The 24,580-nt window shown below is 60.7% G+C and carries 25 protein-coding genes; 11 read left to right on the top strand and 14 right to left on the bottom strand.

Annotated features, from left to right (window positions below):
* Positions 1 to 26 precede the first annotated feature (26 nt).
* Genes AC1DK4_RS33330 through AC1DK4_RS33320 form a run of 3 tightly spaced genes read right to left on the bottom strand, consistent with a single transcriptional unit; the run spans position 27 to position 1,973 of the window.
* A complete protein-coding gene (locus AC1DK4_RS33330; RefSeq protein WP_441614101.1) occupies positions 27 to 956 on the bottom strand; it encodes an enoyl-CoA hydratase/isomerase family protein in 930 nt (309 codons plus the stop codon).
* Positions 957 to 986: 30 nt separating this feature from the next.
* The gene (locus tag AC1DK4_RS33325; RefSeq protein ID WP_441614102.1) at positions 987 to 1,247 is read right to left on the bottom strand and encodes a hypothetical protein; all 261 of its coding nucleotides are present in this window, start codon (positions 1,245 to 1,247) and stop codon (positions 987 to 989) included.
* Positions 1,248 to 1,295: 48 nt separating this feature from the next.
* Complete coding sequence (locus tag AC1DK4_RS33320; RefSeq protein ID WP_441614103.1) at positions 1,296 to 1,973, bottom strand: VOC family protein; 678 nt, start codon at positions 1,971 to 1,973, stop codon at positions 1,296 to 1,298.
* A 74-nt stretch (positions 1,974 to 2,047) separates the two neighbouring features.
* Between AC1DK4_RS33320 and AC1DK4_RS33315 the strand changes: the two genes are divergently transcribed.
* The gene (locus AC1DK4_RS33315; RefSeq protein ID WP_441614104.1) at positions 2,048 to 2,296 is read left to right on the top strand and encodes a DUF6130 family protein; all 249 of its coding nucleotides are present in this window, start codon (positions 2,048 to 2,050) and stop codon (positions 2,294 to 2,296) included.
* A gap of 183 nt (positions 2,297 to 2,479) precedes the next feature.
* Here the strand turns inward: AC1DK4_RS33315 and AC1DK4_RS33310 are convergent, their stop codons facing one another.
* The 4 genes from AC1DK4_RS33310 to AC1DK4_RS33295 all read right to left on the bottom strand — a co-directional run bounded on the left by AC1DK4_RS33310 (position 2,480) and on the right by AC1DK4_RS33295 (position 5,966).
* Positions 2,480 to 3,019: a TlpA family protein disulfide reductase gene (locus AC1DK4_RS33310; protein ID WP_441614105.1), complete on the bottom strand. Its 540-nt coding sequence runs from the start codon at positions 3,017 to 3,019 to the stop codon at positions 2,480 to 2,482.
* A complete protein-coding gene (locus AC1DK4_RS33305; RefSeq protein ID WP_441614106.1) occupies positions 3,009 to 4,049 on the bottom strand; it encodes a transporter in 1,041 nt (346 codons plus the stop codon). The genes AC1DK4_RS33310 and AC1DK4_RS33305 overlap by 11 nt, the downstream gene beginning before the upstream one ends.
* 90 nt (positions 4,050 to 4,139) lie before the next feature.
* Positions 4,140 to 4,523, bottom strand: coding sequence for a DUF2946 family protein (locus AC1DK4_RS33300; protein ID WP_441614107.1), 384 nt, complete (start codon positions 4,521 to 4,523; stop codon positions 4,140 to 4,142).
* A 402-nt stretch (positions 4,524 to 4,925) separates the two neighbouring features.
* Positions 4,926 to 5,966: a GlxA family transcriptional regulator gene (locus tag AC1DK4_RS33295; RefSeq protein WP_441614344.1), complete on the bottom strand. Its 1,041-nt coding sequence runs from the start codon at positions 5,964 to 5,966 to the stop codon at positions 4,926 to 4,928.
* 109 nt (positions 5,967 to 6,075) lie between these two features.
* Between AC1DK4_RS33295 and AC1DK4_RS33290 the strand changes: the two genes are divergently transcribed.
* Positions 6,076 to 6,609: a tautomerase family protein gene (locus tag AC1DK4_RS33290; protein ID WP_441614108.1), complete on the top strand. Its 534-nt coding sequence runs from the start codon at positions 6,076 to 6,078 to the stop codon at positions 6,607 to 6,609.
* 178 nt (positions 6,610 to 6,787) lie between these two features.
* Here the strand turns inward: AC1DK4_RS33290 and AC1DK4_RS33285 are convergent, their stop codons facing one another.
* The 4 genes from AC1DK4_RS33285 to AC1DK4_RS33270 all read right to left on the bottom strand — a co-directional run bounded on the left by AC1DK4_RS33285 (position 6,788) and on the right by AC1DK4_RS33270 (position 11,052).
* A complete protein-coding gene (locus tag AC1DK4_RS33285; RefSeq protein ID WP_441614109.1) occupies positions 6,788 to 7,957 on the bottom strand; it encodes a hypothetical protein in 1,170 nt (389 codons plus the stop codon).
* Positions 7,958 to 7,962: 5 nt separating this feature from the next.
* Positions 7,963 to 8,616, bottom strand: coding sequence for a hypothetical protein (locus AC1DK4_RS33280; RefSeq protein WP_441614110.1), 654 nt, complete (start codon positions 8,614 to 8,616; stop codon positions 7,963 to 7,965).
* A 422-nt stretch (positions 8,617 to 9,038) separates the two neighbouring features.
* Positions 9,039 to 10,289 (bottom strand): AAA family ATPase, encoded by a 1,251-nt coding sequence (locus AC1DK4_RS33275; protein ID WP_441614111.1) that lies wholly within the window; start codon positions 10,287 to 10,289, stop codon positions 9,039 to 9,041.
* Between the two features lies 1 nt (position 10,290).
* Positions 10,291 to 11,052 carry a hypothetical protein gene (locus AC1DK4_RS33270; RefSeq protein WP_441614112.1) on the bottom strand — a complete coding sequence of 254 codons (762 nt, stop codon included), beginning with the start codon at positions 11,050 to 11,052 and terminating at the stop codon, positions 10,291 to 10,293.
* A 389-nt stretch (positions 11,053 to 11,441) separates the two neighbouring features.
* Between AC1DK4_RS33270 and AC1DK4_RS33265 the strand changes: the two genes are divergently transcribed.
* Both AC1DK4_RS33265 and AC1DK4_RS33260 read left to right on the top strand, forming a co-directional pair.
* The gene (locus AC1DK4_RS33265) at positions 11,442 to 12,164 is read left to right on the top strand and encodes a hypothetical protein (RefSeq protein ID WP_441614113.1); all 723 of its coding nucleotides are present in this window, start codon (positions 11,442 to 11,444) and stop codon (positions 12,162 to 12,164) included.
* 359 nt (positions 12,165 to 12,523) lie between these two features.
* Positions 12,524 to 14,728 carry an OsmC domain/YcaO domain-containing protein gene (locus AC1DK4_RS33260; protein ID WP_441614114.1) on the top strand — a complete coding sequence of 735 codons (2,205 nt, stop codon included), beginning with the start codon at positions 12,524 to 12,526 and terminating at the stop codon, positions 14,726 to 14,728.
* Positions 14,729 to 15,044: 316 nt separating this feature from the next.
* Here AC1DK4_RS33260 and AC1DK4_RS33255 read toward each other — a convergent pair whose 3' ends face one another.
* Together AC1DK4_RS33255 and AC1DK4_RS33250 are read right to left on the bottom strand one after the other, a co-directional pair.
* Positions 15,045 to 15,764: a tetratricopeptide repeat protein gene (locus AC1DK4_RS33255; protein WP_441614115.1), complete on the bottom strand. Its 720-nt coding sequence runs from the start codon at positions 15,762 to 15,764 to the stop codon at positions 15,045 to 15,047.
* Positions 15,765 to 16,131: 367 nt separating this feature from the next.
* Positions 16,132 to 17,157, bottom strand: a complete 1,026-nt coding sequence (locus AC1DK4_RS33250; protein ID WP_477132034.1) for an AraC family transcriptional regulator — start codon at positions 17,155 to 17,157, stop codon at positions 16,132 to 16,134.
* A 137-nt stretch (positions 17,158 to 17,294) separates the two neighbouring features.
* Here AC1DK4_RS33250 and AC1DK4_RS33245 point away from each other — a divergent pair, with 137 nt between their 5' ends.
* The 4 genes from AC1DK4_RS33245 to AC1DK4_RS33230 all read left to right on the top strand — a co-directional run bounded on the left by AC1DK4_RS33245 (position 17,295) and on the right by AC1DK4_RS33230 (position 21,199).
* Complete coding sequence (locus AC1DK4_RS33245) at positions 17,295 to 18,209, top strand: 3-hydroxyacyl-CoA dehydrogenase family protein (protein ID WP_441614117.1); 915 nt, start codon at positions 17,295 to 17,297, stop codon at positions 18,207 to 18,209.
* A gap of 28 nt (positions 18,210 to 18,237) precedes the next feature.
* A complete protein-coding gene (gene kce / locus AC1DK4_RS33240) occupies positions 18,238 to 19,176 on the top strand; it encodes a 3,5-dioxohexanoate:acetyl-CoA acetone transferase (protein WP_441614118.1) in 939 nt (312 codons plus the stop codon).
* 120 nt (positions 19,177 to 19,296) lie between these two features.
* A complete protein-coding gene (locus AC1DK4_RS33235) occupies positions 19,297 to 20,658 on the top strand; it encodes an MFS transporter (protein ID WP_441614119.1) in 1,362 nt (453 codons plus the stop codon).
* 106 nt (positions 20,659 to 20,764) lie between these two features.
* Entirely contained in the window at positions 20,765 to 21,199 is a 435-nt protein-coding gene (locus tag AC1DK4_RS33230) for a cupin domain-containing protein (protein ID WP_441614120.1), read from the top strand.
* Between the two features lie 239 nt (positions 21,200 to 21,438).
* On the opposite strand, the gene AC1DK4_RS33225 is transcribed toward AC1DK4_RS33230, so the two are convergent.
* Positions 21,439 to 21,792, bottom strand: a complete 354-nt coding sequence (locus AC1DK4_RS33225; protein WP_441614121.1) for a hypothetical protein — start codon at positions 21,790 to 21,792, stop codon at positions 21,439 to 21,441.
* 784 nt (positions 21,793 to 22,576) lie between these two features.
* Here AC1DK4_RS33225 and AC1DK4_RS33220 point away from each other — a divergent pair.
* The 3 genes from AC1DK4_RS33220 to AC1DK4_RS33210 all read left to right on the top strand — a co-directional run bounded on the left by AC1DK4_RS33220 (position 22,577) and on the right by AC1DK4_RS33210 (position 24,504).
* The gene (locus AC1DK4_RS33220; RefSeq protein WP_441614122.1) at positions 22,577 to 23,248 is read left to right on the top strand and encodes an energy transducer TonB; all 672 of its coding nucleotides are present in this window, start codon (positions 22,577 to 22,579) and stop codon (positions 23,246 to 23,248) included.
* Between the two features lie 72 nt (positions 23,249 to 23,320).
* The gene (locus AC1DK4_RS33215; protein WP_441614123.1) at positions 23,321 to 24,049 is read left to right on the top strand and encodes a MotA/TolQ/ExbB proton channel family protein; all 729 of its coding nucleotides are present in this window, start codon (positions 23,321 to 23,323) and stop codon (positions 24,047 to 24,049) included.
* Between the two features lie 41 nt (positions 24,050 to 24,090).
* Complete coding sequence (locus AC1DK4_RS33210; protein WP_441614124.1) at positions 24,091 to 24,504, top strand: ExbD/TolR family protein; 414 nt, start codon at positions 24,091 to 24,093, stop codon at positions 24,502 to 24,504.
* Positions 24,505 to 24,580: the final 76 nt, after the last annotated feature.

The following is a 24,580-nucleotide window of genomic DNA, read 5'->3' as shown; positions in this document are numbered from 1 at the left end:
GCGCAGCACGAATTGCGGGACGAGGCTTAGCCCTTTGGCGCGCCGGCAGGTGGTGGGTCTGTGTCATCGTCGCCCGCCTGCCCGAGCGAAGGCAGGTACCTGCCGAAGTTCATTTCGAAGTCGCTCGGAACGCCGTAAGCCAGGCTACGGAGCTTGGCGCGGCGTGCCTGCCCACTTGGCGAGGCTAGGGCCGGGAAGAACAGGTCGATGCTCGACTGGAGTTCGGCACCCGTCGGCGTTCCGAACCGATTCACCTGGGCTTTCGCCGCGCCGAGTGTTTCACGGTCGAATGAGGCCAGGCGTCTGGCAAGCGTATCGACAAAGGCGTCGAGTTCGTCGTCGTCCAGCGTGCGGTTCACCCAGCCATAGCGTTCGGCGACGTCGGCATCGAAATCGTCGGCGCTGAGGACAATCTCAAGTGCCCGCGAGCGGCCGACCACGCGCGGGAGCCATTCCAGCGCTCCGCCGCCCGGGATCAGGCCGACGCCGACCTCGGGATTGCCGAACAGGGCGCTTTGCCGGCTGGCGAAGCGCATGTCGCAGGCCAGTACGAACTCGTTACCGATGCCGCGCGTGCGGCCACGAATCTTGGCAATGCTCACGACTGGCGTGGACGAGACGCGCAGCACGAAGTCGCGCCAAAGGCCCAGCACCTCAGGTCGTTCAACTGCCTTGGCTACGTCGAGATGGGCGACGAAAAAATCGGGATTCGCCGACTGGAACACTACGACCTTCACGGACGGGTCCGCCTCGAGGTCGGTCATGAGCGCTCCCAATTCGACGATCGTCGTGGGAACAAACATATTGATCGGCGGGTTGCTGAAGGTAATCGTCCAGCGGCCCGGATAGGTGCGGTCAATGTCGAACTGAGAAGAGTCGGGCATGGTGCTTCTCCAAAGGCACTGGTAGACCAGCGTGGCGTTGAAGGTGACCTCGGGTCCCGGCAGCTTGCACATCGGGGACCTCTACTGCGCGGATAAGTCGACTTAAGAAACAGCCCTTATCTCTCCGAGCACGGTCGGGATGAGTTCAGATACGGTCGGGTGTATCGGGACTGCCTGCTGGAGGGCCGTATACGGGATGCCGGCGCTCATCACGTCGGGCACGTGGTCGAGCGCCGGCATCGCCCCCCCGAAGAGCTTGCGCTCGACCAGCGCAACGGCCATTCCGGGATCGGTCAGCCGGCCCGTGAGGGATGGACCGGCCTGCCCGGCGCCGATGATGACTGCGTCGAAATCACGAGTCATGGGCGTTCGACCGCCGCGATGGCGACAGCGATCGGCAGAGCCGCCAGCTCACAAGGGCAGGTCCTTGCCTGCCTGCTCGCAAGCCATGTACTCCGCATACCAGTCCGGCCAATTCTCATCGCGTTGGCCGCCGGTTCGCTTCTCGTGCTCGCCGTGCGCGGCCTCCGCCCGCCGGAACGCCGCCGCGAGATCCGCTGACGAGGCGAAGGTCGTGGCGTCTGTGTCCACGCGACCGGGCGCTCGGTGGGTGAGTTCCTGGAACAGCCAGCCATTGCCGTCCGGATCGCTGAACGAGGCAAACGAGCGGTAGCTGCGATGCTCGGGGTCCGGACCGCTAACCCGCATCCGCCCGAACAGATACGGCTCATCCGCGCCGGCGTGCGCGCCGGCGGCGTCGTGGAACACTCCGCTGATCTCCACCCCACGTCCCAGCAGTTCCTTGCGAGCCGCCTCGATGTCGGAGACGATCAGGTACAGTCCCTGGGCGGAGCCGGGTGTGGCCGCGGTGACGTTCTTGCCGAAGATGACCGAGCACCCGGAACCGGGCGGCGTGAACTGGATGACGCGGAAGTAGCCATCGTCGGAGGCGTAATCGGCGTCAAGCCTCCACCCCAAGCCGCCGTAAAAACGCTTGGCGCGATCGACGTCCGAAACAGGGATGACGACGATCTCGAGCTTCATGTCCACGCCCCGCACGTTCGGGGTCTCGACTGCAGCGCTGCTCATGTGAACCTCCGCATGCTTGGGCCGCAACGCGGCCTTTGAGATTGACGACAACAACACCTGGCGAAGGGAACGGGATGTGGTTTGTCGGGCCGGATCAGCTGGCGCGAAGCATCGCGCAGATCCAGTCCCGATGCAGGGAGAACGTCGTAGCGGTGTTCGGCACCGGCGCCGTTGCCGAGTCTCTCCGGCTCCGGCATCTGCACATAACCGTCGACGACCTGCCTCGGCATTGGGCAGACGCCAGCGACAACACTAACAGGCGATGTACCCCTACGCTGGCAACGCCCGCTCACTTGCTCACATTGACCTTGGTCATATTGTAGGTCGGCCAGTGACGCGACGTCGTCGGATTTGGACGGGTCCCTCGGCCGTGGTCCTGGCGCGCCTCCAAGGCGCCCGCCCGCCAGCACGTTCTGGAGGGGCACTCCTGTGGAAGTCTGACCGGCCGCGCATCGGGATGACCAGGAACGCCGCCCGCAGTGCATGTCGCCCAAGGCGCTGTCCAGTTACCGCTTCAGCAAAGGCGTGACGACCTGCTCCAGCCGCTCGGCTGTCCAGGCCGGGCTGGCATCATCCCAGCCGTTATCGGCGAGGATCCCCGCGCGGTCGATGGTGAAGTTCACCGGAAGACGCCAGACCCGGCCGTAGCCGCCCGCGTAGGCACTACCCAGCAGTCCTACCGGAAAGGCGAGGCTGGCAGCCATCTTGCGTACGTCGGCGAGCGAGTCTGGCGTGTCCAGGCTGAAGCCGAGCACGGTGAGTCCTTCCCGGGCGTGAGCCGTCGCATAGGTCGACAAGACAGGAAGCTCTGTGTGGCACGGGCCGCACCACGTTGCCCAGAACGTGAGTACTACTACCTGGCCATGCAGGTCCCGCGTATCGATGTTGCGCCCGTCGAGCGTGCGCAGCACCAGCGGTGGCGCCGGCCGCCCCACCGCCAGGCTCTCCGCGCGCGCCGATGTGTGCCAGCCAGCAAGAGAAGGTCCGCAGGCAAGCGCGGCGGCCTTGCGGATCCAGTCGCGACGAGACGAGAGATCAGAACGCATAGGACACCCCGAGGTTGCCAGTCCAGCGAGGAAAGAGTTGGTACCCCTGAAGATTGCTATAGATTGCCTTCTGCAGAAAGGCGTACATGTGCACGTGCTCGCTCACGGCGACGGTGACCCCGGGGCTCAGGTAGAGCACGCTACCGCCTGTACTGATGGTGTCGCCAAGTGCGCCCTGGTCTGAGCTCTTGTGCGTGAAATTGAACTGTAGCTGGGGCACCACCTTTGGCTTGACTACGTAGCGCACGCCGGTGCTCACGGTCAGGAGATTGCCGGGACGATAGTCCGCATTGACGTCGTGCAGCCGTTGCATCACCGCCGCCTGGAATTGGCCATTGATGAAGGCGTCGAAATTCTGGCTGACCGGCTGGTAATAGTACGCGCCAAGGATCAGGTCGGTGCTGCCGGTACCGGGTTGCAGGCTGGCGTCGAGCGCCTGGCCCGCAGCCGCATTCGGGCCTGAGGAGAAGAACACCGGGCGGCCCACGGTGGCGCCGGTGACGACATTCTGGCTGCCGTAGGCGCCCGTGGGCAGCTTCACGCCAAGTTGCACACCAAGGTTTCGGGTGGGCAGGAAGCCCTGGTAGGTGCCGATGAGCTTGATATCGCCCAGGCCGCTGGCCGTCACACCGCTCACGTTGTCCGGCGTGAGCTGGTCGGAAGTCGCGTTGCCGTACGTGGTGTGGCTGCGGTCGATGATGGGGACGATCGTGCTAAAGCTCCAGCTGCTATTCGGGCTGTAGCTCAGGCCCAGGTTGTAGTAACGGTTGATTGTCTGCTTCTCCACCTCCTGGCTGCCGCCAGCGTCGTTGATTGCGGCAGCCTGCGTGGCGGGGACGGATCCTGTCCCATGGCGCAGCTGGTTCTGGTTGATGAAGCTGTAATCGAAGCTGATGCGCCAGCCTGGCATTGTGGAGTAGCCCATGGCGGCATCGGCGCTGAGTGAGCAGCCGCAGGTGGCGCAGCCGAACGCAAACGAGGGAAGCAGCAATGCGGCACCTGCGGTGCCGGCGCGAAGGATCGGATTCATGGTGTTCAGGGCAATACGGGGGCGGACCGGTAGTCCGCCCGTGGCATGGGCGCGCGCCCGTGCAGCGCGCGGGCGATCAGGCGAAGCCGATCATGCCAAAGGCGGCGCTCGGGCCGTCGCGAGGAGAATGCTCGGAGGCCGATAGGCATTGCGCTGTAACACCGGCCGCACAAGGCCAGGCTGGCTGAGGCGAGGCTGAAAGACAAACGGCGCGTGCGGTATCGCATTAGTGTTGCCGAGATCCGCGCAGACCAGGCAGCAGAGGGAATCGCCGAGGCTTTGGTGGTTGCCGGGGGCGCCCTGACCGAGGGGCGTTTGATCGGCCACTGAGACCACGCTTATGCCGCTTGCGCTGCAGATCGAGTGATCTAGCATTGCCTCGGCCGATTGCCCGTGGGTCATCGGCAGCAATGGCGCGTGCAGCGCCATGCCCAGCAGCGCGAGCCAGAAGACGAGCCGATGGGTGAAGGACATGTTGCTTCGTGTAAATGGGGGGCTGATTATCGTGGCGAGCCGTCGCCTGAAAGGACGCTTTGGGCTTGATTCAGCTAGACCGGGGGGGACACCGAGTCGCACCCACTGCCGCCGGATCGGCATTTGCGCCGGAAGTCATCGCAAACGGCCCCTGTCCATTCATATTTCCAGCTTACGCCGCATCTCCCCGCATTCCGTACGCTACGCCACTCTCTTCCAGGAAGCCAGCACGACGTCGCCCGTCGCCGGTCGGCATTGACCGGGCGCGGTGTATTGCGCCACCCCTGTTTCGGCGGAGTTCACCGCATCGCTCGAACAACACAAAGCTGTGCATCCATTTGCGCAATCAACCGCTTGTTGGATCGGTTCCGCGGCATTCCGCCTTTGCGGCGTTGCGGATTGCTAATCGGGAGGGCTGTGCGACTTGCTTTCTGTCTCGTCCGTGATCGAAGTGCGCGCGAATCGCATTTGATATTCGCTCGGCGAAAGGCCGGTCTTGCGCTTGAACAGTTGCCGGAACGTGCTGAGGTCTCCATAGCCGACGCGTTGACTGACCATCTCAAGGCCAATGGGCCTTGATTCCAGCAACTGTTTGGCTACTTCGATGCGCAGGTTCTGCAGATACGCCAATGGTGCCAGGCCTACTGCCAGCTTGAAACGCCGGTTAAGCGTCCGTTCGCTGACAGCGAGCCACTCGGCGAGCTCGCTCAGCCGAAACCCCTGCTGAAGTGTCGCCTCCATACGCTGTTGCGCTCGTGCGACGAGCGGATCGGCATGACCGTGGTCGTCGAGAAGCTTCGCATAAGACGCTTGAGAAGTCCGGTTCATGTCGATCAATAGTGACTTGGCGGTCCTCGCGGCAAGCGTCTCGCCCGCGAACGTTTCGACCAGCCGCACGGCGAGGTTGAGATACGACGTCACGGAGCCGCCCGAGATGATGCGATCTTGCGCGATCAGGATCTCCGAGGCCCGAAGCTCGACGCGCGGATAGCGTCGGGCGAAGTCCGCCGCAGTGGCCCAGTGTGTCGTGGCGACCCGGCCGTCCAGCAAGCCCGCCTCGGCAAGCAGGTAGTTGCCGGTGCAGTATGTGGCCAGCACGGCGCCCGCCTCGCTTTGGCTCCGTAGCGCGGAGGTCAGCGCGTTCAACTGCTTGTGGCGGCCGATGAATTCTTCCATGTTGGAGAAGAAAGGGGCCGTTACCAGAATGGCGTCCGAACGCTTGCGGGGATCGATTTTCCCGTCCACGGCAATGCTCTGGCCCGATGCGGCCTTGACCGGTCCTCCGTCCAGCGACTCCACGCGCCAGGTGAACTTGGGGGAAGGATGGCGACTATGTGCGGCTTCCCGTGCACTCAGGTGGTTGGCGGCATTGAGGACGTCGATGGGTCCCGCAACGCCCGATGCCAGGATGCCGTCATAGACCCAGATCCGGATCGTGATCATTTGCGTATGTGTCTGATATTCCTCGGATGATGGCAATACTGCCACTTCCAGGTCTGCCCGTAAAGGCCGATGATCAGCGAACCGAAACACCTGAAGAAGGAGTGACACCATGCCAATGATCGACGCACTGTGGCCGGAAGATGCCTTGACGCCTGAAGCGGAAGCACGCCTGGTTAAAGAACTGACTGACATCCTGATCAAAGCCGAAGGGTACGACCCGGGCAATCCGGTTGCGCAAGCCGTATCGGTATTCCATCTGCATCGACCGGCCGCGGTATTCGTCGGAGGAGAGCGCTCGAAGGCAGTGCGCTACCGGATTATTCCTTCGGCGCCCGAGGGGCAGTACACCGATGAGTCGCGTAGCGCACTGGTTAAAGCGATCACGGAAGCGGTCGCCCGTGCCGAGGGCCGACCGTTCGACGAGGTCGTATCGCGGGTATGGGTCTTTCCGACAGAAATTCCGGACGGTACCTGGGGCAGTCGCGGCGTCATCCTCAGGCTGCCCGCCATTCATGCGCTACTGGCCGGTGAGTCCGAACGCAGCGCCGGCGAGGAGCGACTCGCGCGCAGACGGCGCGAAAAAGCACGCATCACGCTGGAAGCCGCCGTTGATGCCATTAGCGCTGGAAGTGCCAGGTCATAACAGCGTCACATGTCGTGCTGGCGGTGCGCGAGCGGATGCCCGCGCCCGCTGCCAACGTTCAAAGAACCGAAGGAGAACCTACAAAGCTCCATTCCTCGTCCGACACGTCCGTTGGGTAGGGTCTGCGTTTCGTCATCTCCCTATGACATGAGCCGTGACGAAAAATGCATAACACGCTCTAGTCGCGCTTGTATGCCAACACCGCACCGCCCGCCCCCTGCCGCAATTCGATTGTCAGTGTCGGCGCTGGCATCCAGCGCAGTGTGTCCCCCGCAGTGGCAGCCGGTGGCCCGAATCTGGACTTCATCCTCTCGCCGAGTTTGTCGATTCCAACGTCGGGCTTGAACAGGTACTCGGCCTGGCTAAACCGTCCATCCGGTGCGTAATGGACATCGAGCTGCCTGGCATCGGCCGTGGACGGGATGGGGGTGTAGCTGTCGACGCTATCAATGAGATCCAGCTTGATGGCTTTCATCAGGCCACTTCCCTGGATGGCTCGCCGTAGCGATGTACGCGTCGCCTGGCTGAGCGGGACGCCATACAGGCTGGTTGCCTGCACCGGACCAGGCTGCGGCAACGTGGGCGATTGATCCCCCAGTTGTGCCGATGCTGCGGAATGGCTCTTGGCCAGCGCCGCCATGATGTGCTCTGTTGCCGGCGATGTGGCTGCAACCTGGCGCGGCGTGATGGCCATGTAGCTGATGCCGGGACGAATCTTGCAGGGACTCGAGGCTGCCTGGTTGTCGCAAACAATGGCCCCCGTCATGATGTTGACCCAGCGGCGCTGCTCGTCCGTCGGAACCGGGATGCTGCTCGTGGCGGGGAATGTCCAGGTACGATGTAGCGCGTAATAGTTGACGGTGCCGGCAATGAACTTGCCAATCGACAGATACGCCTTCCCGTTACCATCATCGGGACAGAACACGACATCAGTGGCGGCAGGGTAACCGTTCGCCGCTTCGGTATCGCTGTACATCATCTGCGGCACCGCCTGGCAGCGGCTAGTCTTGTGCTGGCTCTTTGGTTTGCGCTCCAGCTCGAGCGCACTGGCCGGATCCAGCCGTTGGCCAAGAAAGATGGTCACTGCGAGCAGTTCTTCCCAGTCGGCTTGCCACGGGTTCTCCGGTACGAAACGCTCGGTCGTGACCTGTGACGGTGCCTCGGCGGCCATCCTGGCTGGCGAGGGGATTCCACGCCAGCCTGCCGGCAAGCCCGGCTGGAACAGCAATTTTTCGCCGGGCGGGAGAGACGGCGGATCGGCTCGCACGACGGTTGTTATCGTGAGGGCGGCCAGCCCCGCCATCAGCGCCGGGACGGTCGGCCATCTCCAGTCAAGGGCGAATGGCATCAGGCCTACCCGACTGACGCGAAGGCTTGCTTGTATCTGTTCCACCAATTTGCTCCCCAGTCCCGCAGGCGCCCGACATAGGCAACCCTGGCGGCGTCACGCGCGACATTCGGGCCATACCAGTCAGAATCGCGGAACGTACTCGCCGGCGATGTGTTGATGTGTTCCTGCTCCGGACTAAACAGGTACGCCACATGCAGCAGGTCTGCCTTCTCGGCGCGATGGAACTCGACCACTACGAAATCCTGCGGATAGGAGATCCCGCGCACGGACATCTCGCCTGCAGCGGCGCGTTCAGCCTGGCCAATGCGCACGCTTCGGTCGTCCCAATGGGTCCACGGCGGCGTGAAGATGTTGTGCATCAGCCAGCAAGACTGACTGCCATTGGGTTCGTTCGATTCGTTGACCACGTAGAGCGCATTACCGTCATCGCAGGAGCGCGCCACCGGGAACCCCGTCGCTGGTGAGGTCTTCGCCACGACTGACTGGACTATCAGCGCGCCGGCGAGTCGCTGATGTTCGATGCGACCAAGGAAATAGGTCGCGATCGTCTGATCTGGACGGTTGCCGCGGATATCAGATAGCACCGTCCACGTACCGGGAGGCAACGGTAGTCGGTGCCCGCCAACTTCGAACATATCGCGGAAAGTCTTGCCCATTGGAGCCTTGGCACCAGGGGACGCGCCTTGCACCGGATCGGAGTAAGCCGAGCCGGCCGGGCGTGACAGTGCAAGTGGTACCTCGCGCGGCGCGGCAGGCGCGGGCTGCTGGATGCGCGCGGCCTCCTGCTTTCTGGGATGTGCGACTGGCACCTCCGGTGGTGCTGGCATCGCTGCACGGGGGAGATCTCCCGCAGGAATGGCGGGCGGTGGGGCCGGCTCGGTCTGCGGTCGGGGTTGAGCCGTGTAGGAGGCCGTGGCCTGCAGGTCCTCTGAAGTGGAACCGCGCAGGTGCGGTGGATTCCGCCCGAGGCAAACGAACAGCACGGTGGCGACCGTCGCCAGCAACACGGCGCTACGCCATATTGGAGCGCGTGCCCACAGCCTGCGCCAGGCACCGGACCAGGAAACGTTTGCGGTCATCACGAGACGGGCTTGGCAACAATGCGCTTGTCTTCGGCAATCAGCGCAATACGGCTATGGCCCTTCTGTCGCGCTTCGATCAGGGTGTCGGCAATGGATTCCTCGGCTGCCCGCACCAGATCCCGCGACGACGCGCCACCGCCAAGCCGCGCCTGCCGTTGCATCAGTGCGATCAGCACTTCCGGGGCGATGCCGCCGTCCACGATCTCGAGGCCGTAGCTCTGAATCATCGCCTCGATTTCGAGTGCCGTTACCCGCGCCACATCCATTCCGGAGAGCGGCTTGAACACGAAGATGCGGTCGATGCGGTTGAGCACTTCGGGCGCAATGCCAGCCTCACGCAATGCGTTGGTGGCAGCCTGGCGCATGCCATCGGCATCATTCTCGAAGCGTTTGCTCAGTTCCTGGAGCGCATCGGTCGCCGCATTGGTAGTCAGGATGAAGATGGCTTGCGTGGTCGGGATCTGCTTGCCGTCAGACGCTTCCGTTACAAAGCCGTCGTTCCAGGCAGTCAGGAAGTTCTTGTGGACTTCCGCATGCGCTTTTTCGAACTCATCGAGCAGCACGACCGAGTTGGGTACATCACGCAAGGCGGCTGTGAGCTTGCCATAGGTGTCCGAACCGGCGTACCCCTTGGATGAACCGAACAGCGAGGTGGCAGCGAAGCCGCCCTTCGAGAACTGCGTCATGTCCAGGTGCATCAAGGCACGTTGCAACTCGCTGGCCAGGCGCTTGGCCAGATAGGTTTTACCCGTTCCGGGCGGTCCGGCGAGCAAGAAAACACCCACCGGCTTGCCGCGCTGCTTCAGCGCGAGGCGCCTGCGTATCTGCATTGCCATGTCGTCGCACACGGCATCCTGTCCGATGACCTTGCCTTTCAGTGCCTCGGCGAGCTGGTTCGCATCGATAAAGACCGATTCGGCATCGGCCGCGAGTTTTTCCTCAAGCACACGCTTGTTGGTCAAGCGATCCAGAACATCCATTACCCATCCCCCCCGATTGCCACTGGCGGACAAGGTCCGCGTGCGCTCATGAATTAGTCCGGCAAAGACGAAGAACCATAGCCCGAAGGCCACAGCAAAAAGATACCAGGCCACTTCGCGCAGCCGGTGCAAAGCATCCTGCAGGCCGTCGTGCATGACCGCTCCCGAAGGCCCATGTTCTATCCAGAATTGGGCGATGGCGATCAACGCGATCGCGACAAAAGCCAGGGGGAGCACGCGGCTGGCGGCGTTCAGCAGTCGGACCATCTTACGGAGCCTGGGTGCGCAGGCCGATAGTCTGCCCAACGCTCATGATTGGTAATGTCACGCGCGAGGCGCCGGAAGCCACGCCGACCGTGATGCCACCGCCTTCCCCGTCGCGCATTCCGGCGATATTGACGACCCCGGACGACGCAGCAGGAACCGCGAACGTCATTGGCTGGCGCGTCAGGGTGACCACCCGGGAGTATCCCTGGCTCTGGATGCGTACGACGTCGCCATCCTCATCGTCGGTGTCCCACAGCGTCAGCCAGATCAGCCGGGTTGGGTGCCTGGCCGGAGCGACTGGCCGCACGGTGCTGACCGGAGCAGGGTGAGGGACGGTCTCGGGCCCCTGCGCCTGTGGCGTGACGGACGAGCCTGTGCCGGTGGCGGGCTTCGGCGAAGCCGCAGCCGCTTCAATCGGGCGCTCATGCAGGTCGGCTGTCAGTGCTTCGCGCGCGATCGCGCTGAGCCGCATTCCTGCAAGGGCAGTCTCTTCATCCTTTGGTTCGACGGCAGCGACCGGCAAGGCGGTGACGGCGTTGAAGGCCTCGAGTCTTGCTTGCTGCTGCGCGGATGAGAGATGATCCACGTCGTGCAGAAGGAAGGCCGGGGACAAGCGCCCGAACTGCCCCGAGCCGGCCAGTGCAGCCATCATGACCAGCGCGGCAAGAAGTGTCGCGGAGGCTAGCGTGCGCGGCAACCTCGTCGGCAAAGGCTCGCTGCGCGCGCTCAGACGCGGCGGGTCGAGTGGAACGTCGTTGTCCATCAGGTGTTTGTTCTTCTTGGTGGTCTTGAGGAGCTACGCCGAACAAATCCCCATGATACTTGGAACTCAAGATATTGGCTTACGCTGCCCGCTCAAGGCAAGCAAAAATAGAGATTCATCGCCGATTTCCGGGGAAGGCCAATGATTCGACGCCCCAGTCCGGCCATAAAGCGACATTTGCCAGTTTCCACAAATCCAACAACATTCACGCCTCATTTGCCTGTCTTTCACAAGAGACATTACGAGGTCTTTTGGTAACCATTTCCGGAAATTAATGCCGTATTTCCCTGTAGGTCTAATGCGAAACCAATCGCCAAAAAAACGAAGCTTCAAGGAAAACATGCGAGCCGTCGCCATCGCTCTTGCCACGCTCTAGGGAGGCGGCGCCAATGGCTTACAGCAGGGATTTTTTCGAGTTGCAGCTTGATTTTGCCCGGGCAGTTGCGGGTCTTGTCGACATGCCCGTCGAACGAGCATTGCTCGACTACACGAACTTCTACATTCGGTTTGGGCTAGGCAGGGATTTTGACCAGCGTCATCCCATTTGGCGTCAGTACGTCGATGGACTGACCCGGACATCGGATATTGGCGAATGGACGTATCGTTTCTATCTCACGCAAGGTGAGGATTCCCGAACTGCAGCGGCCGCTGGCTGTTTTTCATACGCGATGCAGGACGCGGAATGTGTGCGAATTCATTTCCAGAATGCGGAATCCACCACGGCATCTCCTTTGAGCATGGAGCGCATGCCTGCACGGCTTGCTGAACTCCGGTCACTCTTCGGTGACGTCAAGCGCAACAGGCAACAAGTGACACGAGTCGTGGGCACCTCGTGGCTCTATAACCTCCCTGCATACCAGCGGTGCTTTCCCGCGGCGTACGTCGCGAGCGCCAGGGTTGCAGAACCGCGGTATCGCCACGTATCGCTATGGGGACAATTTCTCCACCGCGATGGCTCGCTCAGACTCGGCGTTGTGCAGGATTTCAAGAGACGGCTCTTGAATCTGACGAATGTTCGAGACTTGGCACTCACCTTCCCACTGCAGGCGCTCGCCGTCGAAGCCCCGATCGCGGAGTTTTATACCTTCTACGGAATACAGCCCGATTGCTAGTCAGCTGTTCCGTCCTACGAATGTTCGAATGACCGCGACGAGGCGCTGGCAGGCGGCGCGGACAGTGCGGTCGGCTCGGGTGCGGGACCGCTTCATCATCACATTCCGTCCCGACGACTAATAAGGCACCTCCAAGTGGTCAGTACGCTACGCAGCCTGCGATAGGTCTTTGACAACTCGCTGCCCTGGATATCGCCATGGCGTGAAGTTCCAGCCACGTCCTGCGCAATTGGCGCTCACTTGTCAAATTATCCGTATGCGACGGCGCCTGTAGAAAGCACCGATATATTACAATGCGCCAGCGCGGCGTCGGATAATAGCGGTCGCATCATTTTGAGCAGGATTTTTGGAATTCCCCCATGGAAATTAAGGTCAACTTTCTCGATAAGCTACGTCTTGAAGCCAAGTTCGATGACTTCACGGTGGTAGCCGACCAGCCGATCCGCTATAAGGGCGATGGCTCTGCACCTGGCCCGTTCGATTATTTCCTGGCCTCGTCGGCATTATGTGCGGCTTACTTTGTCAAGTTGTACTGCGCAAATCGCAACATTCCGACCGATAATATCCGCTTGTCGCAGAATAATATCGTCGATCCGGAAAATCGATATCAGCAGATTTTCAAGATTCAAGTCGAGTTGCCCGCGGATATTTCTGCCAAAGACCGCCAGGGTATTTTGCGCTCCATCGATCGCTGTACGGTAAAAAAAGTGGTGCAAGCCGGACCCGAGTTTGTGATCGAAGAGGTAGAGAGCCTGGATGCCGATGCTCAGTCGTTGCTGACCTTGAAGCCGGCGTCTGACGCCGGCACCTATATTGCGGGCAAGGATCTGCCATTGGAGCAAACCATCGCCAATATGTCTGGCATTTTGGCGGACTTGGGGATGAAGATTGAAGTCGCTTCATGGCGCAATATCGTTCCCAATGTCTGGTCGCTGCATATCCGTGACGCACACTCGTCAATGTGTTTTACAAATGGCAAGGGATCGACCAAGGAAAGCGCGCTGGCGTCGGCGTTGGGGGAATTTATCGAGCGCCTGAATTGCAACCATTTTTATGTCGGTACGTTTTGGGGCGAAGACCTCGCCAATGCGGCGTTTTTACATTACCCGAACGAGCGCTGGTTCAAGCCTGGACGCAAAGATGCGCTACCGGCTGGAATTCTCGATGAATACTGCCTGCCCATTTACAATCCGGATGGCGAATTACGTGGCTCGCACCTGTACGAAACCAACTCGGGGAATGTGCAGCGCGGTATCTGTTCGCTGCCGTTTGTACGGCAGTCGGACGGCGAAGTGGTGTATTTTCCCTCCAATCTGATCGAAAACCTCTACGCCAGCAATGGCATGAGTGCCGGTAATACACTGGCCGAAGCGCAAGTGCAATGCTTGTCCGAGATTTTCGAGCGGGCGGTAAAGCGCGAAATTCTGGAGGGCGAAATGGCACTGCCCGATGTGCCCCAGGAAGTGCTGGCGAAATACCCTGGCATTCGGGCAGGCATTCAGGGGCTGGAAGAGCAAGGTTTTCCGATATTGGTGAAGGATGCTTCGTTGGGTGGAATTTATCCGGTGATGTGCGTCACCTTGATGAACCCACGAACTGGCGGTGTCTTTGCTTCGTTCGGCGCGCACCCAAGTTTCGAGGTGGCGCTGGAACGGAGTCTGACAGAGTTGCTGCAGGGTCGCAGTTTTGAAGGCCTGAACGATTTACCGCAGCCCACCTTTGTCAGTAACGCCGTGACGGAGCCGAACAATTTTGTCGAACACTTCATTGATTCCAGCGGCGTGGTGTCGTGGCGCTTTTTCAGCGCCAAGGCGGATTTCGATTTTGTCGAGTGGGATTTTTCTGGCCAAGGCGAGAACTCCAATGTCGAGGAAGCAGCAACCTTGCTCGGCATTCTTGAGGACATGGGTAAAGAGGTGTACATGGCTGTGTATGACCAGCTAGGCGCCATTGCTTGCCGGATTTTGGTTCCGGGCTATTCGGAAGTTTATCCTGTAGAAGATCTGATCTGGGATAACACCAACAAGGCACTGTCGTTCCGCGCAGATATCTTGAACTTGCATCGCCTGGACGACGCAAGCCTGGAGGCCCTGCTTGAGCGTCTGGATAACAGTGAGCTCGATGAATACGCCGACATCGCCACGCTGATCGGCATCGAGTTTGACGAGAATACGGATTGGGGGCAGCTGACAGTGTTGGAGTTGAAGCTGCTCATCAATCTCGCCTTGCAGCAATTTGAGGCGGCGCACGAGCTGGTGGGCGCCTTCTTGCAGTACAACGACAACACGGTCGAGCGCGGACTGTTTTACCAGGCCTTGAATGTGGTGCTGGAAGTGCAGTTGGATGACGATCTGAACCTGGACGACTACGCGGTCAACTTCCGCCGGATGTATGGCAATGCGCGGATGGACGCGGCGCTGGGTTCAGTGGACGGCAGCGTGCGTTTCTTTGGTTTGACGCCAACCAGCATGAAGTTGGAGGGGCTCGACAGGCACCACCGCTTGATCGACAGCTACAAGAAATTGCACTCGGCGCGGGCAAATGTGGCGGCTATAGCCAGTTAAGGCTAAGGATCAAGAAGGCGGGGAAGGCCTCCATCGGGAAGCACTCGCCTTCAGTGTCCGCTTTCGAGAAAGCTCAGAGGCCGCTCAGGGCAGGCAGGGACAGTCGCAGTTCCTCGGCGGGTCATCCGCCCGAGATTGGCTACGGCCGTCGGCCCGCCGGTCCATTCGAACGCCCGGGCGTCGTTTCAACTTAAACAACGGACATTCGCGCATCGACGGCACTAGTCGGTTCGTCGGCCGATGCGGACACTCGAGATTCTGGTCACCACATCGAATTCGCTAGCCGAACGTGGTCGCCGTCGCGCCGCACCGGCACTCACTGAGCCCGGTTGTCCTGTTTCGCCCGCTGGGCCTGAATGAAACGGAGCTCGTTTGCGGCCCTGGTATCGGAAGCATCCAATTCGAGGCATTTGCGATACAGGGCCTCGGCCTCAGCGAGTTGGTGCTGTTCTACGTAGACATATCCCTGGCCGCGCCATGCCCGCGAAAGCTCAGCGTTTTTCAGCGCCGGTGGAGAAAATTCACGCGCTTGCGTTTCGGCAGCCTGGAAGGTCTTCATCGCCAGAGACCAGTCCTTTTCGCGTTGATACACACTCGCCAGTTCCGCAAGAAATTGGGAATTGTGCGGAGCCAGATCAATGGCCTGTTGCAGCGAGACCTTGGCATCCGCGAGCCGGCCAAGCTCGACCAGCACGTAGCCTTTCATGTAATACGCGTAGGCCCAATTGCCGGAGACAACCCTGGCCGGCGTCTTGGCATTGGATGCTTCCACGAGGTAAAACAATGCCTCGGGCTGGAATCTGGCACTAAACAGCTTAACCTTGCTGCCTTGGAGCGCGCTCTCATACATGGCGCTTACCTTGTCGAAGTCCTCGATCGCTTCTGCTCGCTTGCCCGCGATGGCCAGTCGCGAACCCTCCTGTAGCAGTCGTGCAGCTTCGGTATCGAGCGCTGAAGGCGTGCTTGCCTCCTGCGCCAGACATGAGACCGAGAGCAGCAGCGCTGCGGTCGTCAGTAGTACCCGTACCAGCTTCATGGCGTATCTCCCCTTATTACCGTTATTTATCCATTTGGATCGCATGCGGAATGAGAGAGTCGCTGGGTCAGGGCAGATGGCGGGTGCAAAAAGTGCTTCTCGATCGCCTCGTTGCCTGCAATGACCATACCGCCAGATCGGGACGGCTGGAATCTCGTTTCGCACGGATTGCGCTCCAGGCTCATGGTTGCGCATTGCAATCCTTCTGCGGACTGCAAGCTACCATCACCAGAACGGGGGGATGTTGCTTCTGAAGTGGGGTATGTTGCGGCGACCCAACGGACGCACACCGCTGTCGGGTCAAACTGAGTTACCAGGAACTTGATGACGCTTCCACTCGCTAGTCGCGGCGTTGTCAGCTTCCGTACTACGCACGGAATTCCCCGGGGTTCTTTCCCGTCCATCGCTTGAAAGCTCTTCGAAAATTCGCGGGATCGGTAAAGCCAGTGAGTACCGCGATGTCGTCGATGCTTAATTCGGTTGTTCGCAAATACTCCGTGGCCAATGAGCACTTTACGTCGTCGGCTATTTCAACGAACGATACCCCCTCGGCAAGGAGATGGCGCCTCAATGTCCGCGTGGTCATGTGTAGCGCGGCAGYGGCTTCATCCATTGATGGAAACTGGCCGGGTGTGCGCATCATCAACTGATAGATCTCGCCGGCGGTTCCCGTGGAAGTCTTCGCCTGGCCTATCAGGCGGTCGCATGTATCCTGGAGCAGCGTCGAGGTCAGCCTGTGCGCAAGCTGCGGCCTTCCGTCAAGGATTGCGCGGGGATAGTCGAGTTCGCATTGCTCCTGGTTGAACAAGCAAGTGCATTTGAAATAGGTCGCATAGAGGCCCGCATGAGCCGGTGCGGGATAGGAAAATCGGGCCTCGACCGGAAGGCATCCGGCGCCGGCAATGTCCTTCAGATGGGTGACATGCTGGGCGAACTGCTGCTCGATCAGGAACCGCCGCAGTTCCGGCGAGGGGCTAGTGATGAAGGCATCCGGAAATACCCACACCGCCGTGTCTGGATCTTCCCGCCACTGAATGGTTAAGGTTGGCGTGGCGAGTTTGTGATACTTCACGCCCAGGTTGAAGAAGTCCTTTACGGTTTCGCTGCACATCAGTGCATATCCGTACATCCCATATGCGGACAGGTGCATGGCAAGACCGACTTCGAAGGGAGTTGCCGGGTCTGACGACAAACGCACGGCGTTCTGGCACACCTGCAGGTACTGACGGACAGAGGTTTGCGTTTCGGGGCTATGAATGTCCGCCACTGCCAATCCGCTGCCTTGCAGGCAGGCCTCTGCCGAGAGGCCCTGGCGTTCCAGCACCTCTACCAGCATTTCGATTTTGTACGGCGCGTAGATCCGGTCGTTCAGTAGTGGGGGGCGAGCCGCCATGATCTCTCCTGTGTCTCTTTCGGACATCAATATGTCCGAAAGGGACCTTACCAGGCAAGTCTTTGCTTTCTAGTATTACCGCACAGCCTGATCCCCGGCACCTGCCGCAGGACATGAGAACAGCTAGGAGACAGTAAGTGCAGAAACGCCTCAACGTGACCGTCGTGGGTGCCGGCCTGATGGGTCATGGCATCGCGCAAGTCTTTGCCGCCGCAAATCACCTCGTGACATTGACCGACTCCAACGAAGAAGTGCTCCATAAGGCGCCGGCTCACATCTCTCACAATCTGGTCCAGATGGGCGGCAAGGCGCTCTCGGTTCTTCGCAATCTACGGCTCGAACGCGACCTGAAAGCAGCGGTTGCCGAGGCAGACCTGGTGATTGAGGCGGCACCCGAGCGAATCGAATTGAAGCAGCACCTGTTCCGGGAAATCGCCGCGTCAGCGCCCGGCCATGCCATCTTGGCCAGCAATACCTCCGTCATTCCAATTAGCGAGATCGGCCGCGAGTTGAGCGATGCGGCCAAGGCAAGACTGCTAGGTACCCATTGGTGGAATCCGCCGCATCTGGTGCCGCTGGTCGAGGTGATCCGGATCGAAGAAACGTCCGACGATGTCTTCAATGAAACGTTCGCCCTCCTGGAACAAGTCGGCAAATGCCCCGTAAAAGTTCATAAAGACGTACCAGGATTTATTGGCAACCGACTTCAGCATGCGCTGTGGAGGGAAGCCATTTCGCTCGTCTACCGGGGTGTCTGTGATGCGAAGACGATCGACATCGTCGTGAAGCAGAGTTTCGGCATGCGGCTACCGGTTCTGGGCCCCATGGAGAATGCCGATCTGGTAGGCCTGGAACTCACCCGAAACGTCCATCAGCTCATCTTTCCCGACCTCGATAACTCGCGAGAGCCTTCTCCGCTTCTCGATGATCTGCTCGGGCAGGGAAATTCAGGCATGCGGACCGGGAAGGGTCTGCGTGACTGGACACAAGAGTCCGCCGATGAAGTGCGCAACGCCCTTGCCATGCATCTGATTACCGCCCTTGGGCGCTAACCATCCACCAGAGACTTTGGGTGTCACTATGAGCAAAGCCAACAACAAGGTAATCATCACCTGCGCGGTTACCGGCGCCATGCATACGCCGACGATGTCGGAGTACCTTCCGATTACGCCTGACCAGATCGCGGAGCAGGCGATCGACGCAGCCGCAGCGGGTGCCTCCATTCTGCACCTTCATGCCCGCGATCCCGTCGACGGAAGGCCTTCGCCAGATCCGGAGCTGTTTCAGCAGTTCGTTCCCCGAATTGCCGAGGCCACGGATGCCGTGATCAATATCACGACGGGTGGGAGTACGCGGATGACGCTGGAAGAGCGCCTCGCTTACCCGCTGCGCGCAAAGCCGGAAATGTGTTCTCTCAACATGGGTTCGATGAACTTCTCGATCCATCCGATCGCAAGAAAGATCACGAACTGGAAGCATGAGTGGGAACGCCCATACGTTGAGGGGATGGACGACCTGATCTTCCGGAACACCTTCAAGGACATCACCCACGTGCTGCGCGAGCTGGGCGAGCATGGAACCCGGTTCAAACTGGAGTGCTACGACGTCAGCCATCTTTATAACCTGGCCTATTTTGTCGATGAAGGACTGATCAAGCCACCGTTCTTCATTCAATCCATCTTCGGGATCTTGGGCGGGATTGGACCTGACCCTGAGAACCTGACGACGATGCGCACGGTAGCGGATCGACTGTTTGGCCGGCAGAACTATGCGTTCTCCATCCTCGGCGCGGGCCGTCACCAGATGTCGCTGCTCACGATGGGAGCGATCATGGGCGGCAATGTCCGGGTGGGACTGGAGGACAGCATCTATCTCGGCAAGGGTGTCATGGCGAAAACCAACGCTGAACAGGTCCGAAAGATCCGTCGCATCCTCGAGGAACTCTCCCTTGAGATCGCGACTCCCGCAGAAGCGCGAGAGTTCCTGCAACTCAAGGGTCGGGACAAGACCCGATTCTGAGCGGCTTCGGATTATCCAATTCCCATTTCAAGCATCACCGCGCCCCGCCACGAGGCGGGGGGGGGCGCTGCCATGCGCGCCAAGAATGCGCCATCTACTCTTAGAAAACATGGAGACAACATGCCTGCCACCACAAATGTCAGCGTAGGGCTGACTGCCGATGCCAACGGGCACGCGCTGTCCGAGGACCAGGTCTATCGAAAAATCACGCTGCGGATCCTGCCGCTGATTTTCTTCTCATACCTGCTGGCGTTCCTGGACCGGATCAACGTCGGCTACGCGCAATTGCAGATGAAGGGAGATCTGGGTTTTTCCGATGCCGTGTATGGCCTCGGAGCGGGCATCTTCTTTCTCAGCTACCTGCTGTTCGAGGTTCCGAGTAACCTCCTGCTCGAACGCATCGGCGCACGGCTTACAATTCTGCGGATCATGGTGCTGTGGGGCCTGACATCGGCCGCTACGATGTTTGTCACGACTTCCACACAGTTCTACGTGGTGCGTTTCCTGCTGGGCGTTTTCGAGGCCGGCTTCTTTCCTGGCATCATCCTGTACCTCACCTACTGGTACCCAAGCACGCGCCGTGCGGCCGTCACGGGTATGTTCATGTTCGCCATTCCAGTGTCGGGAATCATCGGTGGTCCGGTGTCTGGCTGGATCATGTCGTCGATGAACGGCGTCGGTGGCTACGCGGGATGGCAGTGGATGTTCTTGCTTGAAGGGTTGCCCACGGCATTTCTGGGTATCGCCTGCTTCCTTTTGCTGAAGAACAGGCCTGCGGATGCCGGTTGGCTGACGCCCGCGGAGAAGGATCTTATCCAGAACGCTCTCGGTGCTGATGCATCTGGAGCCGCCAGTGCGCACAGTGGAGTGGGATCGGAGCTTCGCCAGGCCTTCTTTGATGCTCGTGTGTGGCTGCTCGCGCTGATCTACTTTGCTACAGCCTGTGCGAACTACACCTTTACGTTCTGGCTGCCAACGATGATCAAGGGACTGGGCGTCACCGATGTCGCGCAGATCGGCTGGTACTCTGCCATCCCGTATGTGTGCGCTGGTGCGGGCGTCCTGTTGCTGACGCGCAGTTCGGACCGATTCAAGGAGCGACGTTGGCACGTCGGCGGTGCTCTCATCATTGCGGCGGCCGCGCTGGCATCCACCACATGGCTTCAGTCCTCGCTCGCCGCGAGCCTCGCAGTCCTTTGCTTCGGCGCTTTCTTCCAGTTCGGTGCCGGCATTGCATTCTGGGCCATCCCGCCGACGTACTTGCGCAAAGAGGCCGCTGCGGTGGGAATCGGACTAGTGAGTTCCATCGGCGTGGTTGGCGGCTTCGTCAGTCCGACACTACTGGGCTTTATCAAGGGGCAGACCGGAAGCTTGTCATACGGCATCTATGTCATCGCTGCCATCATGGTCATCGGTGGTCTCGCCATTCTGTTTGTACTGCCCAAGAGCGCCTTGCGTGTGGGCGCCGCGCAACCGGACTAGGCCTTTTCGCTTCCATCAGGACGGCAGCGTTTCACGCAGCCCGCAGCACCAATATTTCACTGCACCGTATGGCGGCCAGAAATGAATCCAGCAAAGGAGATCTGTAATGAAACCCACAACGATTACCCGCTTCTCGCACGTGCTTCCAACCGACACGGCGTTCCGGGGTGAAGGCCTTCGCGACTTCTTTGTGTATCGCGACCTTGGCATTGCTGCCGCCACGAACGGACGCGTGATCGCGCAATTGGTGCGGGCGAATAATGCACCGGAAAACGGCACTGGATGGCATGTACATAAGGCAGAGTTTCACATCGTCTACATGCTGAAAGGTTGGGCACGCTTCATGTACGAGGACCGCGAGACGCTGGTGGCCGCAGGTGATTGCGTGCATCAGGCGCCGGGAATCAGGCACTACCTTTTCGATTACTCTGAAGACATGGAGTATCTGGAGGTAGTGGGACCTGCCGATTTCGCAAGCATTGAGGTGGAAGGACCTTGTGCGGTACCGAAGCCAACGCCATGGAAGCAACGGGCGGCTTGACGCGTTGCGCGTAGGAGCGCCCCCGAAAGACATTGGACTTCGATACACCGGCTGAACGATTCCATCAATCCGTTGCGTTGACCGGTTGAATCCACAATGCCTAAGCCGCCAGAAGACATGATCTCGTCATTGTCCGAGAAGGGTCGGGATGCGGATGCCAGCCAATATCGTCGCCATGGGGGGTGTGTGCAACACCCCCATCCGCCTGCTCAGCGGCACCCAGTACACCACGCCATTCGCTACGCCAGATCTACAGGGCCGTGATCGTCGCAATGGTCACCGTGTGGATGGTGAAGATGGCCCTTGACCAGGTAGTCCATGTGGTCACCGTGTGGCACGGCTTCGTGCCCGCAGCCGGGGCCGTGGACATGCCCGGGCTCGTGCCCCCCGCAGTTGTGGTCCGGCGTGCATCGGTCGGGATTTTTCTCACCGACTTCTAGCCGGTGCTCATCGACATGGCTCGCATGCGGATGATGCAAATGGCCGTCATGCAGAAAATCGATGTGTCCGTTGTGCCGGATTGCCGTATGGCCGCAGTGCATGCCATGCCGGTGATGATGGTGGGCATGGTGCGGCAGATCGCAAGTGCTCATGCCAGACTCCTTTCGATAGGTTGCCGCACGGTTCAGCGGCAAACAGGCGCGCCTGCCAACCATGATAGACGAGCGAATGGCCCGCCATCGCGACGCCGTGGACCCACATTCAAAACCTGCGTCCCAGCTTCGGTCCTGTTGACGGACACGCGTGGCGAAGAGAAGGCGCGATCACCTGCGGGGCAGTCGTGGCAGTACAACTGACAAGCTGACGATCCCCGTCAGTCCTGCGCAGCGCCACCTCGCCACTGAGCGATTGCTTGCCCGGTTTGTTGGTGGCAGACTTGCAACAAAGTTGCAAAGAGTGCTGATCCTCTTTCCTTGCTTCCCATGCGGCAGCGCTGCTTATCGATCCTGCTGGTCCTGTTCCTGCTGTTCGCTCAGTCGGTGGTGGCGGTCCATGCGCTCGCGCATCTGCAGGCTCACCAGCAGACGAACCCCTGTGCGGCACCTGCCGATGTCGGGCAGTGCGGGCCCGCACGTTTGCCATGACCCGTTTTCCGCTACGCGCCATCGCGGCCGGCGGCGCGGCCGCTGTCGCCGCTGTCGCCCATGCCCAATCGGCAGAATCCAATCCGCCTCTCTCACCGTCTCCCTCTCCACCGCGGGGCAGCCTGACACAGCAGGAAGCGATAAAACCTGCACACGCTCGTGGTCGCAGCCAGGCGCCTGGACTAGGTACGCAACGCGCTGTCGCCCGAGAGCGGCAGTGCCGTCTGTCGGCTCAGTGGCTTCCAGAGTCGGAGCCGTGCAACGGTTAGCGCCATTAGCGGGGACTCTTCCCATGTTTGATCAACGATTCCTCAAGGTCGCCATCGTCGTCCTGCTCCTTCACGCAGGGCTGCTCTATCTGATCCAGACCGGCCTGGGCCGCAAGCTGACCGAGGCGGTTGTCGGGCCCGAGATCATCGCGCGCATCATCCCGATGGAACTGCCGCAACAACCGCCAGCGCCGGAGCCACCCACGCCGCAACCGACGCCGCCCAGACAGGCCAGGGTGGTGACGCCGCACCCGAACCCGAACCCACCCAAGCCGCAACCCACGCCGACCGCCGTAGCATCATTGCCGCCGCTGCCGAACGCGATCGAGGCGCCGCCGCCTCCGCCCGCTGCCCCAGCTCCGGCGCTGGAGCCGCCCGCACCAGCCGCACCTGCCGCAGCGGCAAACGCCGCGCCCCGCGCGGTGGGAATCGGTGAAATCGCTTGCTCGTCGCCGCAGGTCACCTATCCGGCGCAATCGCGCCGCACGGGTGAAACCGGCAAGACGATCGTGCGCCTGACCACTGACGAAAACGGCCGCGTGGTCAAAGCGGCCGTTGTCAGCTCAAGCGGATCCACCCGCCTCGATACGGCCGCGGTCAATGCGGTACAGGCGATGCGCTGCAAGCCCTATATGGAGAACGGCCGTGGCGTGGCGGTCACCGCACAGCAGCCGGTCACCTTCGAACTGGACTGAACTGCCGGAACTTTCCGCGCCCGCTAAACGCCGCCTATTCACCGCTTGTTCACCGCCTATCCAGGAGCCACCATGCAGGACCTCGGACTCTCACACCTCTGGTCGCAAGGCGATGTCGTCATGCGCGCCACCGCCATCATTCTGTTGATCATGTCGGTGCTTTCGTGGATCGTGATTCTCACCAAGGCGTGGGATCTGGTTCGCCTCAAGTCGATGGCACGTGGCGCCGAAATGCGTTTCTGGCGGTCGGACAATTTCGATCACGCACTCGACACGCTGGGCGCCAACGATGCCAACCCGTTCCGCGCGCTGGCCATGGCCGGCCGCGAAGCCGCGCAGCACCATCTCGCCAGCCAGCCGCAACTGCAGGATGCACTGGACATCTCGGACTGGCTGACTCGCTCGCTCAGGAGCGCCAACGACGAAGCCGTGGCGCACATGCAATCGGGCCTGGCTGTGCTGGCCTCGGTCGGCTCGACCGCGCCCTTCGTCGGGCTGTTCGGCACCGTGTGGGGCATCTATCATGCGCTGATCGGCATTGGTGGCGCTGGCGTGCCAACCATCGACAAAGTGGCCGGCCCGGTGGGCGAGGCGCTGATCATGACCGCCTTCGGCCTGGCAGTGGCAATCCCGGCCGTGCTCGGCTACAACACACTAAGCCGGGGCAACAAGGGCGTCATCAGCAAGCTCAACCGCTTTGCGCACGACCTGCACGCCTACTTCGTGACCGGCGCCCGCGTGCGCCCCACCACGAGCGCGCGCGCCGATGACGGTTCGATGCGGCTGGCTGTCGAGAACTGAGCGCCTGCATCCCTGGGCCCGAAACAGGAGGGATAAGCATCATGGCATTTGGCACGCTCGACGAAGACGATGACGAACTGATGAGCCAGATCAACATGACGCCGCTGGTCGACGTCATGCTGGTGCTGCTGATCATCTTCATCATCACCATTCCTGTCATCAATCAGGCGGTGAAGATCAGTCTTCCCCGTGCGAGCAACCAGCCCAACGACACCAGGCTGCAGGACATCAAGCTGTCGATCGATGCGCAGGGCAGGGTGTACTGGAACCAGCAGCTGGTAGACAACGCCGCGCTGGAGCAACGCATTGCGGAAGCCGTCAAGCTGCGGCCGCAAACTGAATTGCATCTGCGCGCGGATCGCGACGTGCGCTACGAGCGCGTGGCCGAGGTGATGGCGGCCGCGCAGCGCGGCGGCATCGACAAAATCGGGTTCATTACCGAACCGAGGCGTTGACACTGCTGCTAGGCAGAATCGGCGCCGATGCGAACGCCCGTGTTTTTGGAGATCTCAGAGGAGAATTGCTGTGTGG

The organism is Cupriavidus sp. 05N38 (assembly GCF_056397345.1).
This window is presented reverse-complemented; position numbering and strand designations above follow the sequence as displayed.